This window comes from Sphingomonas montanisoli (assembly GCF_008274695.1).
Taxonomy (GTDB): domain Bacteria; phylum Pseudomonadota; class Alphaproteobacteria; order Sphingomonadales; family Sphingomonadaceae; genus Rhizorhabdus; species Rhizorhabdus montanisoli.
The window spans coordinates 806157-826229 of sequence record NZ_VTOU01000003.1 but is presented as its reverse complement, the minus strand read 5'-3'; the positions used below and the strand labels follow the sequence as shown (position 1 = coordinate 826229).

Annotated in this window: 18 protein-coding genes; 15 read left to right on the top strand and 3 right to left on the bottom strand. The window is 65.3% G+C overall.

The window, feature by feature from the left end; translation table 11 throughout:
• The first annotated feature begins 19 nt into the window (after positions 1–19).
• Both FYJ91_RS15225 and FYJ91_RS15220 read left to right on the top strand, forming a co-directional pair.
• The gene (locus FYJ91_RS15225) at positions 20–745 is read left to right on the top strand and encodes an alpha/beta hydrolase (RefSeq protein ID WP_149523101.1); all 726 of its coding nucleotides are present in this window, start codon (positions 20–22) and stop codon (positions 743–745) included.
• 2 nt (positions 746–747) lie between these two features.
• Positions 748–1476 carry a tetratricopeptide repeat protein gene (locus FYJ91_RS15220; RefSeq protein ID WP_149523100.1) on the top strand — a complete coding sequence of 243 codons (729 nt, stop codon included), beginning with the start codon at positions 748–750 and terminating at the stop codon, positions 1474–1476.
• 1 nt (position 1477) lies between these two features.
• On the opposite strand, the gene pgi is transcribed toward FYJ91_RS15220, so the two are convergent.
• Positions 1478–2980, bottom strand: a complete 1503-nt coding sequence (gene pgi, locus FYJ91_RS15215; RefSeq protein ID WP_149523099.1) for a glucose-6-phosphate isomerase — start codon at positions 2978–2980, stop codon at positions 1478–1480.
• Between the two features lie 168 nt (positions 2981–3148).
• On the opposite strand from pgi, the gene FYJ91_RS15210 reads away from it, so the two are divergent.
• The 10 genes from FYJ91_RS15210 (at position 3149) to FYJ91_RS15165 (ending at position 15227) form a co-directional block, all read left to right on the top strand.
• Positions 3149–4174: a cache domain-containing protein gene (locus FYJ91_RS15210; protein ID WP_181008529.1), complete on the top strand. Its 1026-nt coding sequence runs from the start codon at positions 3149–3151 to the stop codon at positions 4172–4174.
• A gap of 36 nt (positions 4175–4210) precedes the next feature.
• Positions 4211–5083, top strand: coding sequence for a pseudouridine synthase (locus tag FYJ91_RS15205; protein ID WP_219822604.1), 873 nt, complete (start codon positions 4211–4213; stop codon positions 5081–5083).
• A complete protein-coding gene (gene rsmD / locus FYJ91_RS15200; protein WP_149523097.1) occupies positions 5080–5601 on the top strand; it encodes a 16S rRNA (guanine(966)-N(2))-methyltransferase RsmD in 522 nt (173 codons plus the stop codon). The genes FYJ91_RS15205 and rsmD overlap by 4 nt, the downstream gene beginning before the upstream one ends.
• Positions 5598–7568, top strand: a complete 1971-nt coding sequence (locus FYJ91_RS15195) for a TonB-dependent receptor (RefSeq protein WP_149523096.1) — start codon at positions 5598–5600, stop codon at positions 7566–7568. The genes rsmD and FYJ91_RS15195 overlap by 4 nt, the downstream gene beginning before the upstream one ends.
• 32 nt (positions 7569–7600) lie before the next feature.
• Positions 7601–8878 carry a dicarboxylate/amino acid:cation symporter gene (locus FYJ91_RS15190; RefSeq protein ID WP_149523095.1) on the top strand — a complete coding sequence of 426 codons (1278 nt, stop codon included), beginning with the start codon at positions 7601–7603 and terminating at the stop codon, positions 8876–8878.
• A 33-nt stretch (positions 8879–8911) separates the two neighbouring features.
• The gene (locus FYJ91_RS15185) at positions 8912–10021 is read left to right on the top strand and encodes a sensor histidine kinase (protein ID WP_149523094.1); all 1110 of its coding nucleotides are present in this window, start codon (positions 8912–8914) and stop codon (positions 10019–10021) included.
• Positions 10018–10824, top strand: coding sequence for a LytR/AlgR family response regulator transcription factor (locus FYJ91_RS15180; protein WP_149523093.1), 807 nt, complete (start codon positions 10018–10020; stop codon positions 10822–10824). Before FYJ91_RS15185 ends, FYJ91_RS15180 begins: the two co-directional genes overlap by 4 nt.
• Positions 10825–10970: 146 nt before the next feature.
• Positions 10971–11819: an HpcH/HpaI aldolase/citrate lyase family protein gene (locus tag FYJ91_RS15175; protein WP_149523092.1), complete on the top strand. Its 849-nt coding sequence runs from the start codon at positions 10971–10973 to the stop codon at positions 11817–11819.
• 139 nt (positions 11820–11958) lie between these two features.
• Positions 11959–14595: a PAS domain-containing sensor histidine kinase gene (locus tag FYJ91_RS15170; RefSeq protein WP_149523091.1), complete on the top strand. Its 2637-nt coding sequence runs from the start codon at positions 11959–11961 to the stop codon at positions 14593–14595.
• Positions 14595–15227, top strand: a complete 633-nt coding sequence (locus FYJ91_RS15165) for a response regulator transcription factor (RefSeq protein ID WP_181008528.1) — start codon at positions 14595–14597, stop codon at positions 15225–15227. Before FYJ91_RS15170 ends, FYJ91_RS15165 begins: the two co-directional genes overlap by 1 nt.
• On the opposite strand, the gene FYJ91_RS15160 is transcribed toward FYJ91_RS15165, so the two are convergent.
• Positions 15224–15880 (bottom strand): glutathione S-transferase, encoded by a 657-nt coding sequence (locus tag FYJ91_RS15160; protein ID WP_149523089.1) that lies wholly within the window; start codon positions 15878–15880, stop codon positions 15224–15226. The genes FYJ91_RS15165 and FYJ91_RS15160 overlap by 4 nt on opposite strands.
• 159 nt (positions 15881–16039) lie before the next feature.
• Between FYJ91_RS15160 and FYJ91_RS15155 the strand changes: the two genes are divergently transcribed.
• The 3 genes from FYJ91_RS15155 to modC all read left to right on the top strand — a co-directional run bounded on the left by FYJ91_RS15155 (position 16040) and on the right by modC (position 19583).
• A complete protein-coding gene (locus FYJ91_RS15155) occupies positions 16040–17260 on the top strand; it encodes a polyhydroxyalkanoate depolymerase (protein ID WP_149523088.1) in 1221 nt (406 codons plus the stop codon).
• A gap of 542 nt (positions 17261–17802) precedes the next feature.
• On the top strand, positions 17803–18498 hold the full coding sequence (modB, locus tag FYJ91_RS15150) for a molybdate ABC transporter permease subunit (RefSeq protein WP_246152643.1): 696 nt from the start codon (positions 17803–17805) through the stop codon (positions 18496–18498).
• A complete protein-coding gene (gene modC, locus FYJ91_RS15145; protein WP_181008527.1) occupies positions 18495–19583 on the top strand; it encodes a molybdenum ABC transporter ATP-binding protein in 1089 nt (362 codons plus the stop codon). The genes modB and modC overlap by 4 nt, the downstream gene beginning before the upstream one ends.
• Here the strand turns inward: modC and FYJ91_RS15140 are convergent.
• Entirely contained in the window at positions 19580–20056 is a 477-nt protein-coding gene (locus tag FYJ91_RS15140; protein ID WP_149523086.1) for a hypothetical protein, read from the bottom strand. The genes modC and FYJ91_RS15140 overlap by 4 nt on opposite strands.
• Positions 20057–20073: the final 17 nt, after the last annotated feature.

Genomic DNA, 20073 nt, shown 5'->3' with positions numbered 1-20073 from the left:
GTGGAGTAAGCCCCCCACGATGACCGCCTATCTCACCCGCCCCGACAAGCCCGCGCTCGCCTATCGCTATCGGCCGGGGCGTGGGCCGACGATCGTCTTCCTCCCCGGTTATCGATCCGACATGGGGGGCGGCAAGGCGACCGCGCTCGATGCCTGGGCCGGGCGGACGGGCCGTGCGATGCTGCGGCTCGATTATGTCGGCTGCGGCGCGAGCGAGGGCGATTTCGAGGACGGGACGCTCGACCTGTGGCTCGGCGACGTGCTCGATGCGATCGATGCCTTTGCGCCGACGGGGCCGCTGCTGGTCGTCGGATCGTCGATGGGCGGCTGGCTGGCGCTGCTCGTGGCGTTGCGGCTGGGGCGGGTGCAGGCGCTGGTGGGGATCGCGGCGGCGCCCGACTTCACCGAATGGGATTTCGACGACGAAAAGCGCGCGCGCCTCGCCACCGATCGCCGGATCGAGGAAGCCGGCGACTATGGTGAACCCCATGTGACGACCCATGGCTTCTGGCAATCGGGGCAGGCTAACCTGCTGCTCGATGGCGAGATCGCCTTCGATGGTCCGGTGCGGTTGCTGCACGGGCAGATGGACGATGTCGTCCCGGTGTCGATCGCGCTGCGCGCGTCGCGGGCGCTGCGTTCGGCCGACGTGCAGACGATCCTGATCAAGGATGGCGATCACCGCCTGTCGCGCGATGCCGACATCGCGTTGCTGATCGCGACGGTCGCGGCCCTTTTGGAGTGACAATGCTACCCCTGTTGCTGCTCGCCGCCGCCACGGTCGAAGTGCCCAAGCCCATACGCGGCGCCGATTGCGCGGCGCTTGCCAAGGCCGATCCGTTGAAAGCGGTCGACGTCGCGAAGGCGTGGATCGCCGACAAGGGCGATCTGCCCGCGCGCCAGTGCCTTGGTCTCGCGCAAGCGGGGCTGGAGCAATGGCAGGCGGCGACGGCAACCTTCGAGGATGTCGCCAAGGACGCCGAACTGCGCCACGATCGGATGGCGGCCGTGCTGTGGATGCAGGCGGGCAATGCCGCGCTGGCGGCGGACGAGCCTGTGCGCTCCCGCAATTCGCTCGATCGCGCGCTCCGGCTCAAGACGATGAGTGCGGAGATGGAGGGCGAGGTACGGCTCGATCGTGCGCGTGCCGGCGTTGCGGCTAACGATCTGGCGGGCGCCAAGCTCGATCTGGTGGAAGCGACCAAGCTCGTTCCGCGCGATCCGCTCGGCTGGCTGCTGCTCGCAACGCTCAACCGGCGGCAGAAGGATCTGCCCGGCGCGGTTGAGGCGATTCGCAAGGCGGCCGAACTCGCACCGCAGGATGCGCCGGTCGCCTATGAAGCGGGCAATATCGCCGCGCTCGGCGGCAATCTGGACGACGCCAAGGCCGCCTGGACCCGCGCTGCCCAGCTCGCTCCGCAGAGCGATGCCGGGCAGGCCGCGGCGATGGCGCTGAAGGAGGCGACTGCGAACTAGGTCAGCCGAACGCCCGCTGGATCAGTGCGCGGGTGGAGGCGTCGAAGCGGTCGGTGCCTTCGCTCTCGATCGACTTGGCGATCTCCTTGCCCAGCTCGACCCCGAACTGGTCGAACGGGTTGATGCCGAGCAGCACCGCGTTCACGAACGTTCGGTGCTCGTAGAAGGCGAGCAGCGCGCCGAGCCGTGCGGGGGTCAGCTGGTCGATCAGGAGTGTGGTCGACGGACGGTCGCCGGCATAGGCCCGGGCGGGATCGTCATTCGCCTTGCCTGCCATCAGCGCGGCGCCCTGCGCGAAGCAGTTGATCAGCAGCGCGCGGTGATGCCCGTCGTCGAGCGCGTGGCCCGGCTCCGAAACCGCGACGAACTCGACGGGGACGAGGCGCGTGCCCTGATGGAGCAGCTGGAACACGGCATGTTGCGCGTCGGTGCCCACCCCGCCCCAGGTGATCGCTGCGGTCGGGCCGTCGACGGGCGATCCGTCGGCCTTCACGCTCTTGCCGTTCGATTCCATTTCGAGCTGCTGGAGATAAGACGGCAGGAGCCGCAGCCGCTCGTCGTACGCGAATACGGCGCGGGTCTCGGCGCCGCGCACGGCCGAATAATATTGGTCGACGAAGGCGGCGATGACCGGCGCGTTCTTTTCCAGCGGGGCGAGGCGGAAATGGCGGTCCATCGCCGCCGCGCCTTCCAGCATATCCTCGAACGCATCCCAGCCGAGGCCGAGCGCGGCGGGAAAGCCGATCGACGACCAGAGCGAATAACGCCCGCCGACGCTTTCGGAGAAGGGCAGGACGCGTGTCTCGTCGACACCCCATTCGATCGCCTTGTCGGGGCTCGCCGTCAGGGCGACGACCTGCGCGTAGGGATCGTCGACCCCGCCTTCCTCCATCCACGACAGCACCGACCGTGCGTTCATCATCGTCTCGGTGGTGGTGAAGGTCTTCGACGCGATGACCAGTAGCGTGGCGGCGGGATCGAAGCTCTGGAACACCTCCTCCAACGCGGCGCCATCGACGTTGGAGACGACCGCAACGTCGTAGCGATCCGCGTCGCGGCCTAAAGCATCGACCAGAAGCTCGGGGCCGAGCGCTGATCCGCCGATGCCGACATGCAGGATATGGCTGATGGGTCCGAGTGCTTCGGCTTCGATCGCGTCGATCAACGCGCGCATCCGCGCCTGCAGGCCGCGGGCCCGTGCGACGCTTTCGGGCGATCCCTGGCCGCGCTCGGCGCTATGTTCGGCAGCGCGGCCTTCGGTGACGTTGATCGTCGCGCCAGCGAACAGCGCATCGCGCTTGGCGACCAGCCCGCGCTGGGCGGCGAGGTCGGCGAACGCCTTGACCAGACCGGCGTCGAGATGGGTTTTCGCGAAATCGAACAGGATGCCCGACTCCTCGAACGCGAGTCGCGAAAGGCGGTCGGGTTCCTGCTTGAACAGTTCAGTTAGCGACGTTCGTGGGGCATCGACGATGGCCGAAGGCAGGCCGGTAGGCTCGGTCATTGGGTCGCTCCGTGGATTAGGCCGGAAAAAGCCGGTTTTCTGCTGGTTTCGGCCGTCATGGTTACGGATGGTTTACCATTGTGACGGACATGTTGAACCCCAGAGCAGCAAATGCCGCAGATTTTGTGACGAGAGGGAGCCGCAGGAGGCCGTTGGGGAGACGTCGCTGTGCAGGACGATATATTACGGCTGGCTTATGAAGTGTCGCGCGTCACCGAGGAAAAGGTCGATCGCTTCGATCGGGTGATGAAGCAGACCGGCATGCTCGCGATCAACGCGCGGCTCGAAGCGGCGCGCGCGGGCGAGGCGGGCCGTGCCTTTTCGGTGGTGGCGCAGGAACTGGGCGTGCTCGCGACCTCGATCAGCCATATCGGTGGTGAACTGCGTCAGGCGATCAGCGCGAATATCGCGTCCCTCAGCAATGCCGGCACGCAAATGCTCGTCGACTTCAAGGGCACCCGCCACACCGATCTGGCGCGATCGGCGGTCGAGATCATCGATCGCAACCTCTACGAACGGTCGTGCGACGTCCGCTGGTGGGCGACCGACAGCGCGATCGTCGACGTGCTGCAGAAGCCGTCGCGTGAGAGCGTCCAGCATGCGCGCGAGCGCCTGGCGACGATACTGCGATCCTACACCGTTTATCTCGACCTGTGGGTCGCCGACCGTGAAGGCCGGGTGATCGCGACCGGACGTCCCGATCGCTATCCACTCGCCCACAATCTCGATGTCTCGCAGGAAGCCTGGTTCCGCCATGCGCTGACCACCGCGAACGGTGACGAATTCCGCGTGTGCGACATCACGACCAACCCGACCCTCGGCAACGCCCAAGTCGCGACCTATTCCACGGCGGTGCGCGCCGAGGGGCGGACACGCGGCAATGCGATCGGCGCGCTCGGTATCTTCTTCGATTGGGAACCGCAGGCGGCGGCGGTGCTTGACGGGATCGGCCTGACCCCGGCCGAGCGACGCGGTTCGAAGCTGATGCTGCTCGATGCCAGTCATCGCGTGATCGCCGGCGGCGATCGTGGCGCGTTCGGCAGCCATTATCCGCTGCGTCTGGATGGCCGGACGAGCGGTTATTACCAGCATGATGGCGCGCTGGTCGCGTTCGCGGAAACCCCCGGCTACGAAACTTATCGCGGCCTCGGTTGGCTGGGCTGTATCGAGACCAGGACCGACGAAAGCGTCTGAACTGGCGCGATGGGCGCGCAGCGGTTAAAGGGCGCCATGCCCCCCAGACCGCCAGCCAAGCCCCCGACCTCGTCGACCCGTTCGCTCCCGCCTCCGAAGTTGGGGCGCCGGCAGGCGCGTGGCATCAAAGCCGCCGCCACGAACAACCCGCATCCCGCGCGTGCCGCCGCTGCCGCCCAGGGATCGAAAGAGCCGCAGCGTATTGCCAAGATCCTCGCCCGCGCCGGCGTCGCCTCGCGTCGGGAGATCGAGCGGATGATCGTCGAAGGACGCGTCGCGATCAACGGGGTCGCGATCGACACGCCCGCGACGTTGCTGACCTCGCTCAATGGCGTCACGGTCGACGGCAAGCCGGTGCAGGCGCCCACGCCGACCCGCCTGTTCCTCTATCACAAGCCTGCCGGGTTGCTGACCGCCGAGCGCGATCCCAAGGGGCGGCCGACCATCTACGACAAGCTGCCTGCCGGTCTGCCGCGGGTGATGCCGGTCGGACGGCTCGATCTGAACACCGAGGGGTTATTGCTGCTCACCACCGATGGCGAGTTCAAGCGCCAGCTCGAACTGCCCTCGACCGGGGTCGAGCGCAGCTATCGTGCGCGTGCCTTCGGCAACATCACGCAGGAGCAGCTCGAGGATCTGATCGAAGGGATCGAGATCGAAGGCGTCCGCTATGGATCGATCGACGCCAATCTGGAGCGGCGGACGGGCGCGAACACCTGGATCGAGATGAAGTTGAAGGAAGGCAAGAATCGCGAGGTTCGGCGCGTGCTCGAACATCTCGGCCTTCAGGTTTCGCGGCTGATCCGCACCGCCTACGGCCCGTTCCCGCTGGCCGATCTGCCGGTGGGTGAGGTCGTCGAGATCCGGCAGCATGATCTGGTCACCTTCCGGAAGACGCTCGATAAATGAGGATCATCGCAGGGCTATGGCGTGGCCGGGCGCTGGTCGCGCCCGAAGGGGCGGCGACTCGTCCGACGTCGGACAGGACGCGCGAAGCGTTGTTCTCGATGCTCACAAGCCGGCTCGGGAGTCTCGAAGGGCTTAAGGTCGCGGACATTTGCGCGGGCACGGGGGCGCTCGGCCTTGAGGCATTGTCGCGAGGGGCCGCGCACTGCACCTTCGTCGAGCGCGATCGCGCCGCCGTCGATGCGCTGCGAACCAATATCGCCAAGATGGGCGCCGAGGCCGAAGTGCGCGCTATCGCGGCGGAGAGCTTCGTCGGCGGATCCTACGACCTTGTCCTGATCGATCCGCCTTATGGCAGCGGCCTTGCGCAGAAGGTGTTGCCCAAGGTCGGCATCGCGCCGGGCGGTTGGGTGAGCGTGGAGACCGCCAAGGGCGAAGCCGTCACGATTCCCGGGTTCGAGGCGGTCGTCGAACGGGTTCATGGCAAGGCGATGTTGACGTTGTTGAGGGCCAAAGCATGAGCGCCACTTTGGCGGCACTGCTCGCCGCGCAGGAAATCATCGTGACCGGGCAGGGGCTCGGGAGCACCAAGGGCGACGCGGCCTATGACGTCGTCTCGATCGATCGCAGCCGGATCGAAACGAGCGCGAGCGGGCGGATGGAGGATCTGCTGCGCGATGCCGCGGGCTTCCAGCAGTTCCGCCGATCGGACTCGCGCTCGGCACACCCGACGAGTCAGGGCGCGACCCTGCGTGGCCTCGGCGGCAATGCCTCGACGCGCGCGCTGGTGCTGCTCGATGGCGTGCCGATGGTCGATCCCTTCGGGGGCTGGATTGGTTGGGCGGCGCTCGATCCCGCGCGGATCGGGCATATCCGCGTGACGCGTGGCGGCGGTACCGGAGCATTGGGGCCGGGCGCGCTTGCCGGCACGATTGAACTGACCAGCGCGACGCCCGACCAGATCGGTTCGGTCAACGCCTCGATCGCTTATGGCAGCCGCGAGTCGATCGATGCCGACGTGACTGTCGGCGCGAAGCTTGGCGGTGGTTATGCGATCCTCTCGGCAGGGCATGCGCAGGGCGACGGCTTCGTGCCGATCGTCGAGGAGCAGCGCGGCGCGATCGATCGGGCGGCTCGTTATCGGCAGAGTCGCGCGTCGGCTCGGGCGGTGATGCCGCTGGGCGAGGCGACCGAGTTGCAGGCAAATGGCAGCCTGCTCGTCGACCGCCGCGATCGCGGCCTTCCGTTCACCGGCAACGGCAATGTCGCGGTCGACAGCAGCCTGCGGCTCGTGGGGCATGGCGACTGGGGGTGGGAGGCGGCGAGCTGGCTCCAGCTACGCCAGTTCTCCAGCGGTTTTGCCGCCGCCAACGCGACCCGCACGGCGGTCAACCGCTCGCTCGACCAATATCGCGTGCCGGCAACCGGCGTGGGCGGGCGCTTCGAAATCCGCCCGCCACTGGGCGACCGGGTGACGCTGCGGCTGGGCGGCGACGCGCGGCGGGTCACCGGGCGGACGCAAGAGACAGTCTTTTCGACCAGCGTCGATCGGCGTGCGGGCGGGCGGCAGGACGTGCTGGGTGCGTTCGCCGAAGCAAGCTTCGAGGCCGATCCCAAGCTGGTGCTGACCGCAAGTGGCCGGATCGATCACTGGTCGATCGACCATGGTTATATCAGCGAGTTTTCGCGCACGACCGGTCTCGCGACCGCGAATGCGCGCACGTTTGCCGATCGATCGGGCGACGAGACGACCGCGCGCGGCGGCATCGCTTGGTCGCCACTGGGCGCGCTAACGGTGCGCGCGGCGGCCTATACCGGCTGGCGCCTGCCGACCCTCAACGAACTTTATCGCCCCTTCCGCACCGCGAGCGACAGCACGCTTGCCAATGCCGCGCTCAATCCCGAACGGGTGCGGGGCATCGACGGCGGGTTCGATTTCCACCCGCTGCCCGGCTGGCGGATGGGCGTGACCGTCTTCGACAATCGGCTCGAGGATGCGATCGCCAATGTCACCGTCGCGGCGAACACGCGCCAGCGGCAGAATCTCAGTGCGATCCGGTCGCGCGGGATCGAGCTGGATGCTGAGGCGAGCTGGCGCGAGTGGCGCGGCATCCTCAGCTGGTCGCATACTGCCGCCAAGGTGCGCTCGAACGGCGCGGCGGCCCCGCTTGCCGGCCTACGCCCCGCCCAGACTCCGCGCGATCAGGCGAGCGCGACGCTCGAATGGCGGCGTGGTGATTTGCGTGCGGCGACGACGGTCCGGTATGTCGGCAAACAGTTCGAGGACGATCTCAACCGTCTGACGCTCGACGATGCGGTAACGGTCGACGCGGTGGTGGGCGTGCCCATCGGGCGCGGCTTCACCGCCGAACTGCGTGCCGAGAATCTCGGCAATGCGCGCGTCGAGGCGACCCGGGCGACCGACGGCACGATCGAGCGCGCGACGCCCCGCACGCTCTGGTTCGCGCTGCGTTACGCAGTTCGCTAGACAGGCGCGGGACCGCGAGCCATCAAGCAGCCATGAAAATCGACACCGATACTCCGCCGCCCGAGCGGCCGCCCTTCTACCGCTCGCTTTATGCGCAGGTGCTGGTGGCGATCGCCTTGGGCATCGCCCTCGGCCATTTCGCGCCCGATATAGGCTCCAGCCTGAAGCCGCTCGGCGATGCCTTCATCAAGCTGGTGAAGATGATCATCGCCCCGGTGATCTTTCTGACGGTCGTCACCGGTATCGCCGGGCTCGGGCATCTGGGTGATCTCGGCCGGGTCGCGGGGAAGACCTTCGGCTATTTCCTGGTGATGTCGACGCTGGCGCTGATCGTCGGCCTCGTCGTCGCCAATCTCGTCCAGCCGGGCGCCGGGCTCCACATCGCGCCGGCCAGCCTCGATGCATCCCACGTCGCCGATTATGCCGCCAAGGCGCACGATCAGACCATGGTCGGCTTCCTGACCGGGATCATCCCGACCACGCTCGTGTCCGCCCTGGCCGACGGCGATATCCTGCAGGTGCTGTTCATTGCGATTCTGTTCGGGATCGCGCTGTCGCTGTCGGGGGAGGCAGGTCAACCGATCCTCGATCTGTTCGAACGGCTGGCGCAGGTGGTGTTCCGGCTCGTCGCGATCCTGATGAAGGCGGCGCCGATCGGTGCGTTCGGTGCGATGGCGTTCACGATTGGCAAGTTCGGGCTGGGGACACTCGTCAATCTCGGCGGTCTGGTCGCCTGTTTCTACCTGACCTCGCTCTTCTTCGTGATCGTGATCCTGGGGGCGGTCGCCGCCGCTTCGGGCTTCTCGATCCTCAAGCTGATCGCCTATCTGAAGGACGAGCTGCTGCTGGTGCTCGGCACCTCCTCGTCCGAAAGCGCGTTGCCGCTGCTGATCGAGAAGATGGAGCGCGCGGGCGCGTCGAAGCCGATCGTCGGGCTGGTCGTGCCGACCGGCTATTCGTTCAACCTCGACGGCACCAACATCTACATGACGCTCGCGGCCCTCTTCATCGCGCAGGCGTGCGACGTCGATCTGACGCTGGGGCAGCAGATCAGCCTGCTGCTGGTCGCGATGATCTCATCGAAGGGCGCCGCCGGCGTCACCGGGGCGGGCTTCATAACGCTCGCCGCGACGCTTTCGATCGTGCCGTCGGTGCCGGTGGCGGGCATGGCGCTGATCCTGGGGGTCGATCGTTTCATGTCCGAATGCCGCAGTCTCACCAATTTCGTCGGCAATGCGGTGGCCACGATCGTGGTGGCGCGGTGGGAAGGCGCGCTCGACCGAGACAAGTTGAAGGCAGCCCTTGGCTGACAGCCGCGATCGCTTGGGCTAAGTAACGATCCGATGTCGCTCCTCACTCCCAGCAAGCGGCCCTTCTTCGCCGATAAGAACAAGGCGTTCTGGACGCTCCAGTCGGCGGGATGGACCGGCTATTTCGTGCTCCGGACGCTCGGTGGCATCGCGAACAATATGGGCCTGTTGTTCATCGTGCCGACCGCGCTGACCACGGCGACCGGCTATTCGCTGACCCTGCTCATGGCGTCGGCCTACAGGCGGCTTATCCGCCAGAAGCCGATCGTCACCTGGGGCTTTTCGATCGTCTTGCTGATTTTTGCCTCGGCGATGTTCTCGTCGATCGAAACCTGGGCGCATGCGACCTTCTATCGCCCGCGCGAAATGCCGGAAGGCGTGCAGTTCTTCGGGGCGATCCTGCTCGATTTCGCGCTGCTCGCGGCATGGTCGGCGCTCTATTACGGCATCAATTTCTATCTGCTGCTGGAAGCGCAATCGGATCGGGTTGAGCGGCTGGAAAGCCAGGCGTCGACCGCGCAACTCGCCATGTTGCGGTACCAGCTCAATCCGCACTTCCTGTTCAACACGCTCAATTCGATCTCGACCCTGGTGTTGCTGAAGGAAACCCAGCGCGCCAACACGATGTTGTCACGCCTCAGTTCCTTCCTGCGTTATACGCTGGCCAACGAACCGTCGGGCACCGTCACCCTCGCGCAGGAGGTCGAGACGCTGAAACTCTATCTCGATATCGAAAAGATGCGTTTCGAGGATCGGCTTCGTGCGAACTTCGAGGTCGATCCCGCAGCGGCCGAGGCGCGGCTCCCCTCGCTGCTCCTCCAGCCGCTTGTCGAGAATGCGATCAAATATGCGGTGACCCCGATGGAGGAAGGCGCCGACATCAATGTCGAGGCGCGTGTGGCAGGAAATGAACCCGAACGCAGGCTGATCGTTACGGTCAGTGATACTGGGCCGGGCTTGAACGATCTCAACGCCAGACCCAGCTATTCCACCGGCGTCGGACTGGCGAACATTCGCGACAGACTGGCGCAGGCTTATGGTGCGGACCATCGTTTTGAGGTCCAAACCGATCGGGAGAAGGGGTTCGGTGTCCTCATCGACATTCCCCTCCAGACGCGCGAACAGCTTAGGGACGTTGCATGACGATCAGAACCATTCTCGTCGATGACGAGCCGCTGGCCATCCAGGGCCTGCAACTCAGGCTTCAACCACACGAGGATGTCGAAATCATCGAAACCTGCCTGAATGGCCGCGAGGCGATCCGGGCGATCAAGACCCACAAGCCCGATCTCGTCTTTCTCGACATCCAGATGCCGGGCTTCGACGGTTTTTCGGTGATCCAGGGCCTGATGGAGGTCGAACCCCCGCTCTTCGTTTTCGTGACCGCCTATCAGGATCACGCGATCCGCGCATTCGAAGCGCAGGCGATGGATTATCTGCTCAAGCCGGTCGACGAGCAGCGACTGGCCGATACGCTCGATCGCGTTCGCCAGCGCCTCGCCGAGAAGAAGGGGCATGAGGAGGCGGGTCGTCTCAAGGAAGTGCTGGCCGAGGTCGCGCCCGAAGCCGCCGAAACCCTGGCCGCCGACAGTGATGCCGACGCGCCTGCCGCCAACCGCTTCGAAAAGCTGATCAACATCAAGGATCGCGGCAAGATCTTCCGCGTCGATGTCGACACGATTGAGCGGATCGATGCCGCCGGCGACTATATGTGCATCTACACCGGCGATAACACGCTGATCCTGCGCGAAACGATGAAAGATCTGGAAAAGCGGCTCGATCCGCGCCGCTTCCAGCGCGTCCACCGCTCGACCATCGTCAATCTCGATCTGGTCAAGCAGGTGAAGCCGCACACCAACGGCGAATGCTTCCTCGTCCTCGATTCCGGCGCGCAGGTGAAGGTGAGCCGCTCTTACCGTGAGGTCGTCGCGCGCTTCGTCCACTAAGACGGCGGCTGTCTCGTCTCATTCGTCATTGCGAGCATAAAGAAGCAGTCCATTCCGACGCTGGAGTGGATTGCTTCGTCGCCATTGGCTCCTCGCAATGACGAGATTTTGGGTTATGCGGGCGGCGACCTGATAGGAGCCGCCCGATGACCATCCGCCCGCGCCGCAGCGCGCTCTACATGCCCGCGTCGAACCTGCGCGCGATCGAAAAGGCGAAAAGCCTCGATTGCGACGTTGTGATCCTCGACCTCGAAGATGCGGTGGCGCCCGACATGAAGGTCGAGGCACGCGCCAATGCCGTCGCCGCGGTGAAGGCCGGCGGCTTCGGACCCCGCGAACTCGTGATCCGCGTCAATGCGCTCGATACCCCTTGGGGCGCCGACGATCTGGCGGCCGCGGCGGGCTCCGGTGCCGACGCGGTACTGGCACCGAAGGTGTCGAGCGCCGAAGAGGTCGGCCGCTATCATGCCGCGCTGTCGTCCGCGCCGGAAATGGGCTTCTGGTCGATGATCGAGACGACCCGCGCGATCTTCCGGCTCGATACAATTGCGGAAGCGTCGGCGGCGCGCTCGGCATGCTTCGTGCTCGGCACGAACGATCTCGCCAAGGAAATGGGCGCCAAGCTGACGGTCGATCGCGCGCCCTTCCTCGGCATGATGGGGCTCGCCGTCGCGGCGGCGAAAGGCCATGGCGTCGGCATCATCGATGGCGTCTATAATGTTCTCGACGATCAGGACGGACTGGAGGCGCAGTGCCGCCAGGCAAAGATCTTCGGCTTCGACGGCAAGAGCCTGATCCACCCCAAGCAGGTCGAGCCAGCCAACCGCCTGTTCGGTCCGTCCGAGGAGGAGGTGGCATGGGCCAAAGCCGCGATCGCAGGCTTCGCCGACCCGGAAAATGCCGGCAAGGGCGCGATCCGGGTCGGAGGCGAGATGGTGGAGCGGCTCCATCTCGCTGAAGCAGAAAGCATCGTCGCAATAGCGAAGTCTCGTTAGACGGGCAGAAAAATCCGAAGCTTTTCATAAGATTATCCGGCTTCCCCGCTTCTGTGCTCGGTGTTACACTTCCGATAACGACAATGGCCTGTTGGAGGGGGAGACGGGCAGCGGGTCTCAGAATCCGGGTCGTCGCCGCATGGCGGCGCGCCTGTCGGCAGTGGCCAGCGGCACATGCGTGCTGCTCGGCGGGGCCGTGCTCGTCGGGTGGGTCGCGGGCGAGCCCCGTGTTGCGACCCTCGGGCTGAGCCGTCTCGCGACGCCGCCGGTCGTTGCCGCATCCGCGATTGCGCTGGCGGTTGGTCTTATCGCCCGTCTTTTCGACGCGCCGCGGGCTTCGCGAATCCTGATCGTCGTCGGCGTGCTGCTCGCCTGCCTGCCGACGATCGCGCCGATCTTGAATATCGACGGCATGATCGACCGGAGTGTGAACGCGTTTCTGCCTTCGCCCGATCCCCCGCGACTGGCGACGACCAGGATCGCGGCAATACTGATCCTGCTGATGCTCGCAGCGGCATCATGGCCCGATAGCGGCCGGGGCGGCTGGCCGGCGAAGGTCGCCGTGGTGCTGGCGACGATCGTGCTTCTGTTTTCCGCCACGGTCGTCATCGGACATGTCATCGGCATCGAACTGAGCGAGTTGGGGCCGCGAACCCTGTTGCTTGCGGCGCCGGGCGCGCTGATCTTCGCGACGCTGGCCGGGGCGATCCTGATCTGGCGGCATGGCGACGGCTGGCCCGGTTATTTCGCGATCGATGCCGATACGGCGGCGATCGAGGGCTGGCATCTGCCCGGGATCATCATCGCGGTCGCGGTTGCCCAGATACTGCTCCACGCCGCAGCGCAGATGGCGCATCTGCATCCCGCGATGATCGATGCGGCTGTCGTCGTGCTCAACGTCGCGATCGCGACCGCGATCGTCGGCCGTGCGGCCGAGCGGTCCGCCCGAAACCGTGCCGAGCGCGATGCTTTGGTTGATACGATCGATCTCGCACCCGTGATGGTCGTCGGTCAGGACGGAATCATCCGATACTGGTCGCATGGCTGTACCGAGATTTACGGATGGACCGCGAAGGAGGCTATCGGCCGGCGGCGCGACGAACTTCTCGCCAGCATATCCATATCGAACGAGGACGGCGTCGAAGTCGAACGCGTCGAACTGCACCGTGACGGGCATGAACTGGTGATCTTTGGGCAGGCCCGGGCGGTGACGATGCCGGGGCAATCGGCGACCACCGTCATCGCGCTGACGGACATCACGGCACGCCGTGCCGCCGAATCCGCAGTGCGGCTGCGTGATCAGGCGATCGCGATCACCGAGGCCCGGCTCGCCACTGCCGTCGCGGTGCAGGGGATATTCATTTACGAATATGATCTGGTTGCGGAGCGGCTACGCTGGTCGACGGGCGATCAGGCGCTGTTTCACGGCAGTCTGGGCCGCGAGGACAACCCGCGTGGTCTCAGCAACCGCGTGGCCGACACGTTGGGTCTCGCGATCGACCAGCGGCAGGTTCGGGTTCATTTCGAAATGCCGTTTGATGACGAAGACGGCCTCACCCGCCACGCCGAAAGCTGGGCGCGGATCATCTATGATGACGACGGGAAGGCGCTCCGGGTGATCGGCACCTATCTCGACGTCACCGACCGCATCGCGCGTGAGCATGCGTTGCGCGCGGCGGAGGCGGAGATGCGCGCGATCCTGGCGACGATGCCCGACGCGCTGGTGGTGTGCGATGAGCATGGCGTGATCCGTTCGGCGAGTGCCGCCGCAGATGTGCTTTACGGTTGTGAACCAGGTGGGCTGATCGGCATCGAGATACTCAGCATCGGTGCCCGGCCGGCGGACGGAAGCAGCAAGGCTCGGTCCATGGCCGAGCTGGTCGACGACAGCCGCCGGTGGCCGGGCCGCATCACCTTCCGCCGGTTCGATGGCGAAGAAGTCCCCGTTCTTGCCACCGTCAGCGAGACGATCGTCGACGATCGCTGCATGTTCGTAATCTCCGGCCGCGACATGCGACCCGCGATCGAGGCCGAAGGCCGGTTGGTGCGGCTCCGATCGCAGCTCGATCAGGTTTCGCGAGCTGGGATGATGGGTGAACTGGCGGCGGCCCTCGCGCATGAGATCAACCAGCCTCTGGCGGCGATCGTCAACTTTCTGGGCGCCGCCGACATCATGTTGGGAGAGGATGAACGGCACCAGCCCGCGATCGAGGCGATCCGCCACGCGAGCGAACAGGCCAGCCGGGCCGGCGAGATCATCCGCCGGCTGCGTGCGTTCATCACCCGTGGCGAAATCGACATGCGGCCCGAGCCCATCGTCGCGCTGGCGGAAGAGGCGACCGCACTCGCGATGATCAACCGTGGATCGCGCGACATCCGCATCCGCTATGCGTTCGAGGCGAGCAGCCGCAAAGTGATGTGCGATCGCCTTCAGATTCAGCAGGTGCTGGTCAATCTTATCCGCAACGGGGCGGACGCGATGGCGGCGGATGGCGGGATGGGTCGCGACCTGATAGTTTCTTCAACTATGCGTGACGATGCCATGCTGGTCCTTTCCGTGCGGGATCATGGTCCGGGTATCGATCCGGCCATGTACGAACAGCTGTTTCGCCCCTTTGCCACCACGAAGCGGGAGGGGATGGGGTTTGGCCTGTCGATCTCGCGCCGGATCGTGGAAGCGCATGGCGGTACCTTATCCGTCGTGCCTGCCGATGGCGGCGGCAGCATTTTCCAGTTCACATTGCCGGTCGCAGGGCCTGTCGGGGGAGCCGCCTGATGACGCGATGCATCTATCTGGTCGATGATGACGAAGGGTTCAGCGCCTCGGTGGCGATGGTCGTCAAGACCCGGCTCGATGTCGAAGTGGTGAGCTTCGCGTCGGGCGAGGCGTTCATCGCCAAGTTGGCGATGCTGCCGTCGGGTTGCCTGCTGCTCGATCTCGCGCTGCCCGGCATGAACGGACTCGACGTCCTGCGTGAGGTCCGCTTGCTCGACGGACGGTTCGAAACGATCGTGCTCACTGGCTTCGGGGACATTTCCCGCGCGGTCGAAGCGATGAAGGCGGGCGCCAGCGACTTCCTGGAGAAACCTTCAAGCGCGGAAACCCTGACCACCGCGATCGAAACCGCTTTCGCTCGGATCGAGGATCGTGAACGCATGGAGCGCGTTGCGCGCGCGTCGCGCGAGCAGATCGAAAAACTCACGCCGCGCGAACGCGACGTGTTGATGGGGCTGGTCGAAGGCCGCGCCAACAAGGTCATCGCCTATCAGCTCGATATCAGCCCGCGCACCGTGGAGATTTATCGCGCGCACCTGATGGAAAAGCTCGGCGTACGCAGCGTGGCGGAAGCGGTGCGGATGGCCTTCGCTTCCGGCCTCGTGCCACTCATGCCCGAAGAGAAATCCTAGAATTCCGCGTCGAGCTCTTCCATTTCCTCGGGCTCCGCAATCGCGGCGGCGGTCCATGCCTTGACGAAGTCCCAGCCGAGCACGGTCGCGCTATAGGCGCGGCTCTGCGCGTCGAGCGGTATGGCGTAGGTTTGGAAGCGGGTCGCGACGGGGGCGAACATCGCATCGGCGACGGTCGGCTTGTCCCCGAACAACCACGGGCCGCCATAAGCCGACAGGCATTCGCGCCAGATCGCCTGGATCCGATCGATGTCGGGTTTCGCGCCGGCGAACAGGCGGAAACTGTCGTTGCGCGCCTTCAGGTTCATCGGAAGCGCCGAACGTAGATTGTGGAAACCCGAATGAATCTCGCCCGATATGCTGCGACAATGCGCGCGGACTTTCGCGTCGGCTGGATAGAGCCCGGCTTCGGGGAAGCATTCGTTCAGATATTCGGCGATGGCGAGCGTGTCCCACACGCTCACATCGTCATGCGTCAGCCGCGGCACCAGCACCGACGGCGACAGCAGGAGCAGCTCGGCGCGCTGGCCGGGGGCGTCGATCGGAACGCGTTCCTCGGTCACGTCGAGACCGGCAAGTTTGCACAGCAGCCAGCCACGCAGCGACCAGGATGAATAATTCTTGCTCGATATGGTCAGGACCGCGTTCGCCATCGCCCTCTCCCTTCGTGCCCAGCTTGTCGTACCGTCCCGCCACGTCCTAGCAAACATTTATGGCGCACTGCAGCATATAATGGATTATGCACATTCCGATCCCGTTGCGAGTCTCTTGATGCGGCTGGACAGGATCGGAGGCGGGGGCGCGTTCGTTCGATGCTGTATCAATTCTATCAGGGCCTGAGCGACATCATGGAGCCGATGCGCATGTTCGCGTCGGCCGGTCTGGCCACGCGGCCTGCGCTCGGCGACTGGGCGGAGGCGCCGCTGGCGCGCAGCTGGTTCGCCGCGCTCGATATGGCCGCCAACACCCGGCTGACGCATGATCGGCCGTCCTACAAGATCACATCGGTGCTGTCGGGCAATCGCGAGGTGCCGGTGCGCGAGGAGGTCTTGCGATCGACCCCCTTCGGCAACCTCGTCCGCTTCGTGAAGGGTGGCGAGACGATGGCCGAACAACCCAAGGTGCTGATCGTTGCCGCACTTTCGGGCCACTTCGCAACGCTCCTGCGCAATACCGTATCGACGATGCTGCGCGACCATGACGTCTATATTACCGACTGGAAGAATGCGCGCGACATACCGCTGACCGCCGGCCAGTTCGGGTTCGACGAATATCTCGACCATGTGATCATGTTCATGGAGGAACTGGGGCCGGGGGCGCATATGCTCGCGGTGTGCCAGCCCTGTGTGCAGGCGCTGGCGGCGACGGCGCTGATGGCGGAGGACAAGCATCCCTGCACCCCGCGCAGCCTGACGCTGATGGGCGGCCCGGTCGACGTCCGGATCAACCCCACGTCGGTCAACGACCTCGCCACGGCCAAGCCGCTCGATTGGTTTGCGGACAATCTGATTACGCACGTCCCCTGGCGTTATGCCGGGGCCGGTCGCCGCGTCTATCCGGGCTTCCTGCAGCTGACCGCCTTCATGTCGATGAACCTCAGCCGGCATGGCGACAAGCTGCGCGCGCTCTACCAGCATCTCGCCGATGGCGAGGAGGAACAGGCGGAGGTGATCCGCGAATTCTACGACGAATATTTCGCGGTGCTCGACATGGCGGCGGAATATTATCTCGAAACGGTCGATCGCGTGTTCCAGCGGGTGCTGCTGGCGAAGGGCGAGCTCGACTATCGTGGGCGGCGGGTCGATTGCGCGAAGATTCGCTGCACGGCGCTGCTGACGGTCGAAGGCGAGCGCGACGATATCTGCTCGGTCGGCCAGACGGCGGCGGCGCACGATCTGTGCACGTCGCTTCGCCCGCATATGAAGCGCCATTATCTTCAGCCCGGTGTCGGTCATTATGGCGTCTTTTCGGGCAGGAAGTGGGACAATCAGATCTACCCGCAGGTGCGCGCCTTCATCCTAGGCGCTGCCTAGTTTGTTTTAGCCCTCAGGCGCCGGGCGGGCGGCATCCGCCGCCCTTGGCTTTCCTCGCAATAAGCTCGGGCGGCCGTTCGGCCTTGCGAGGCTACGCCTCGTTCCACCCTTCAGATCAGCGTCGGAGCCGCAGGCTCCGCAAGGCCGAACGGCCGCCGCGCCTTATTGGCGCGAAGCCAAGGAGCGCGGATGCGCTCCGCCCGGCGCCTGAGGGCAAAAACAAAAAAAAGGGCCGATCCCGAAGGACCGGCCTGAAAAGTTTTAGGAGAGGATGCCTGAAAGGCAGCTTCTTTGTGCATCTGCGAACAACGAGGATCAAGCATTTTTTTGCTCTGCAGCAAAAGAAAAATGCGAAACCGTTGATATAGAGCAACAATTTTCCTGACATTGGCTTCAATAATGCCAGGGGCGCTTTCTCTCTTCGCATGTGCGGCGACCGGTCTTGGGCGGATTTCCGGGCTTCTGCGCCATTTTGGTGATTTGCCCGCTTTGGGTCCGTTAGGGCGATGACAGCTATTCCGGCCTAGGCCATGATCGATATTATGACGGGTCTTGATATGTTTGGGATCGGGCCAGACGGGGCGGAGGCAATCCTCCTGACCGTGCAGGTGGCGGTGGTCGGCGTGATCGCGAGCCTGCCGATTGGTATCGCGCTCGCGCTGCTGCTCGCGCGCGTCGACTTTCCGGGCAAAATGCTGGTCGATGGCCTGGTACACCTGCCACTCGTGCTGCCGCCGGTGGTGACCGGCTATATGCTGCTGGAAGCTTTTCTGCCGACTGGGCCGATCGGCGCGCCGCTGCGCGAGTGGTTCGGGCTGTCGGTGCTGTTCCACTGGACCGGTGCGGCGATCGCGGCGGCGGTGATGGGTCTGCCGTTGATGGTGCGCACGATCCGCCTGTCGATCGAGGCGCTCGATCCCCGCATCGAACATGCGGCGCGCAGCCTGGGCGGCGGGCGCTGGCATGTGTTCCGTACGATCACGCTGCCGCTGGTCCTGCCGGGCATCGCGGCGGGCACTGCACTTGGCTTCGCGCGCAGCCTGGGCGAGTTCGGCGCCACGATCACCTTCGTGTCCAACATTCCGGGGGAAACGCGCACCCTGCCGATCGCGATCTACAGCCTGCTCCAGATGCCGGGGACCGAGGCGGAGGTGATGCGGCTGTCGATTGTTTCGATCATCCTGTCGCTCGGCGCGCTGGTGCTTGCCGAATGGCTCGTGAAGCGGCGTACCGCATGAGCTTCGACGTTGCGATTGGCCGGGTGCTGGGCGGAATGCGCTTCGCTTTCGATTTTCGCGCCGGCGCGGGGCTGACGGCGGTGCTGGGGCCGTCGGGTGCGGGCAAGACGACGCTGATGGACATGATCGCCGGCATCGGTCAGCCCGATTCGGGCCGGATCGCAGTCGGCGGGCGGACGCTCTACGATCGCGCGGGCGGGATCGCGGTCCCGATCGAGGAGCGGCGTTGCGGTTATATCTTTCAAGACGGGCGGCTGTTTCCGCATCTCAATGTGCGCGACAATCTCGATTATGGCGCGCGGCTGGCGGGGGGGCGTATCCCGCCGATAGGGTTCGATGCGCTGGTCGACCTGCTCGGCCTGCGCGCACTGCTCGATCGCAAGCCGAGGACGTTGTCCGGCGGGGAGGCGCGGCGTGTGGCGATCGGCCGGGCGCTGCTCGGTTGCCCCGCTTTCCTGCTGATGGACGAGCCGCTGACCGGCCTCGATGGCGAGATGAAGCTCGATGTGATCGCGATGATCGCCGAGCTGCGCGATCGCCTTCCGCTCCCGATCCTGCTCGTCAGCCATGATCGCGACGAGGTCGAGCGGCTCGCCGACAATATCGTACTGGTCGATGAAGGCGCGGTGATCGCGGCGGGTGAGGCGAATGCGATCTTGTCCGATCTGTCGCTGCCCCTGGCGCGTGCCGGCGACGCTTTGGTCATCCTGAAGGCTGCGCCGGTCGGCTATGACGCCGATTACGACATCACCACCTGCCGGATCGGTGAGACGTTCCTCCAGGTGCCGGGGCGCTGGGATGCCGATCCGTTGGTCCGGCTGCGGATTCGCGCGGCCGACGTTACGCTGTCGAAGACAGAGACTGTCGATAGCGCGCTCAATCACATTTCCGCGCGGATCGTCGCCGCCGAACATACCCGCACCGCGCAGATGCGGGTGGTGCTGAGCCTTGGCGACGGCGAGGATGGCCCGCGGTTGCTCTCCAGCATCACCCGCAAGTCATGGGATCGGCTGGAACTGGCGGTCGGGGACGGGGTCGAGGCGGCGATCAAGGCCGCCGCCTTGGCCGAGCGGCGCAGAGGTTAACCGAGCTTTCCGTATTTCGCTTCGAAACCGATGGTGTCGTCCTGCTCCAGGAAGCGTGCCTGATCGACCCATTCGTCACGGTGGATGCGGCCCTTGAAATTGCCCATCCGGCCGTCGACCTCGCCCGCCTGCGCCGGATCGAGCGCCGCTAGCTGCGAATAACGGTGGATGCCGATGCTGTTGAGCACCGCCTGCGCCTTCGGCCCCAGGCCCTTGATGCGGGTCAGGTCGTCCGACGGCAGATCAGGATTCAGGTCGACGCCGACGACCGGCCCGGCGACATCGAGCATCGCGGCAGCGGCGCCATCGGCGATCCCGCTATGCGGCTGCTCGACGGGCTTGGGGGCGGGGGCGGCAGGCTTTGCGACCGACGCGGGCGGCACCTGTGCGGTAGGTTTGCGGGTCAGCAGGAAGATGACGGCGATCACCAGCACGACCGCGACCGCGATGATGATGAGGGTGGTGTTCGACATATTTTGCCCTTCTATTT

Bases quoted from the DNA above. Each gene is read 5' to 3' on its own strand.
- FYJ91_RS15175 (WP_149523092.1), top strand. From the start codon at position 10,971: ATGACCATCCGCCCGCGCCGCAGCGCGCTCTACATGCCCGCGTCGAAC.
- FYJ91_RS15185 (WP_149523094.1), top strand. From the start codon at position 8,912: ATGTCGCTCCTCACTCCCAGCAAGCGGCCCTTCTTCGCCGATAAGAAC.
- pgi (WP_149523099.1), bottom strand. From the start codon at position 2,980: ATGACCGAGCCTACCGGCCTGCCTTCGGCCATCGTCGATGCCCCACGA.
- FYJ91_RS15180 (WP_149523093.1), top strand. From the start codon at position 10,018: ATGACGATCAGAACCATTCTCGTCGATGACGAGCCGCTGGCCATCCAG.
- FYJ91_RS15205 (WP_219822604.1), top strand. From the start codon at position 4,211: ATGCCCCCCAGACCGCCAGCCAAGCCCCCGACCTCGTCGACCCGTTCG.
- FYJ91_RS15155 (WP_149523088.1), top strand. From the start codon at position 16,040: ATGCTGTATCAATTCTATCAGGGCCTGAGCGACATCATGGAGCCGATG.
- FYJ91_RS15165 (WP_181008528.1), top strand. From the start codon at position 14,595: ATGACGCGATGCATCTATCTGGTCGATGATGACGAAGGGTTCAGCGCC.
- FYJ91_RS15190 (WP_149523095.1), top strand. From the start codon at position 7,601: ATGAAAATCGACACCGATACTCCGCCGCCCGAGCGGCCGCCCTTCTAC.
- FYJ91_RS15195 (WP_149523096.1), top strand. From the start codon at position 5,598: ATGAGCGCCACTTTGGCGGCACTGCTCGCCGCGCAGGAAATCATCGTG.
- rsmD (WP_149523097.1), top strand. From the start codon at position 5,080: ATGAGGATCATCGCAGGGCTATGGCGTGGCCGGGCGCTGGTCGCGCCC.
- modB (WP_246152643.1), top strand. From the start codon at position 17,803: ATGACGGGTCTTGATATGTTTGGGATCGGGCCAGACGGGGCGGAGGCA.
- FYJ91_RS15220 (WP_149523100.1), top strand. From the start codon at position 748: ATGCTACCCCTGTTGCTGCTCGCCGCCGCCACGGTCGAAGTGCCCAAG.
- FYJ91_RS15160 (WP_149523089.1), bottom strand. From the start codon at position 15,880: ATGGCGAACGCGGTCCTGACCATATCGAGCAAGAATTATTCATCCTGG.
- FYJ91_RS15170 (WP_149523091.1), top strand. From the start codon at position 11,959: ATGGCGGCGCGCCTGTCGGCAGTGGCCAGCGGCACATGCGTGCTGCTC.
- FYJ91_RS15225 (WP_149523101.1), top strand. From the start codon at position 20: ATGACCGCCTATCTCACCCGCCCCGACAAGCCCGCGCTCGCCTATCGC.
- FYJ91_RS15140 (WP_149523086.1), bottom strand. From the start codon at position 20,056: ATGTCGAACACCACCCTCATCATCATCGCGGTCGCGGTCGTGCTGGTG.
- modC (WP_181008527.1), top strand. From the start codon at position 18,495: ATGAGCTTCGACGTTGCGATTGGCCGGGTGCTGGGCGGAATGCGCTTC.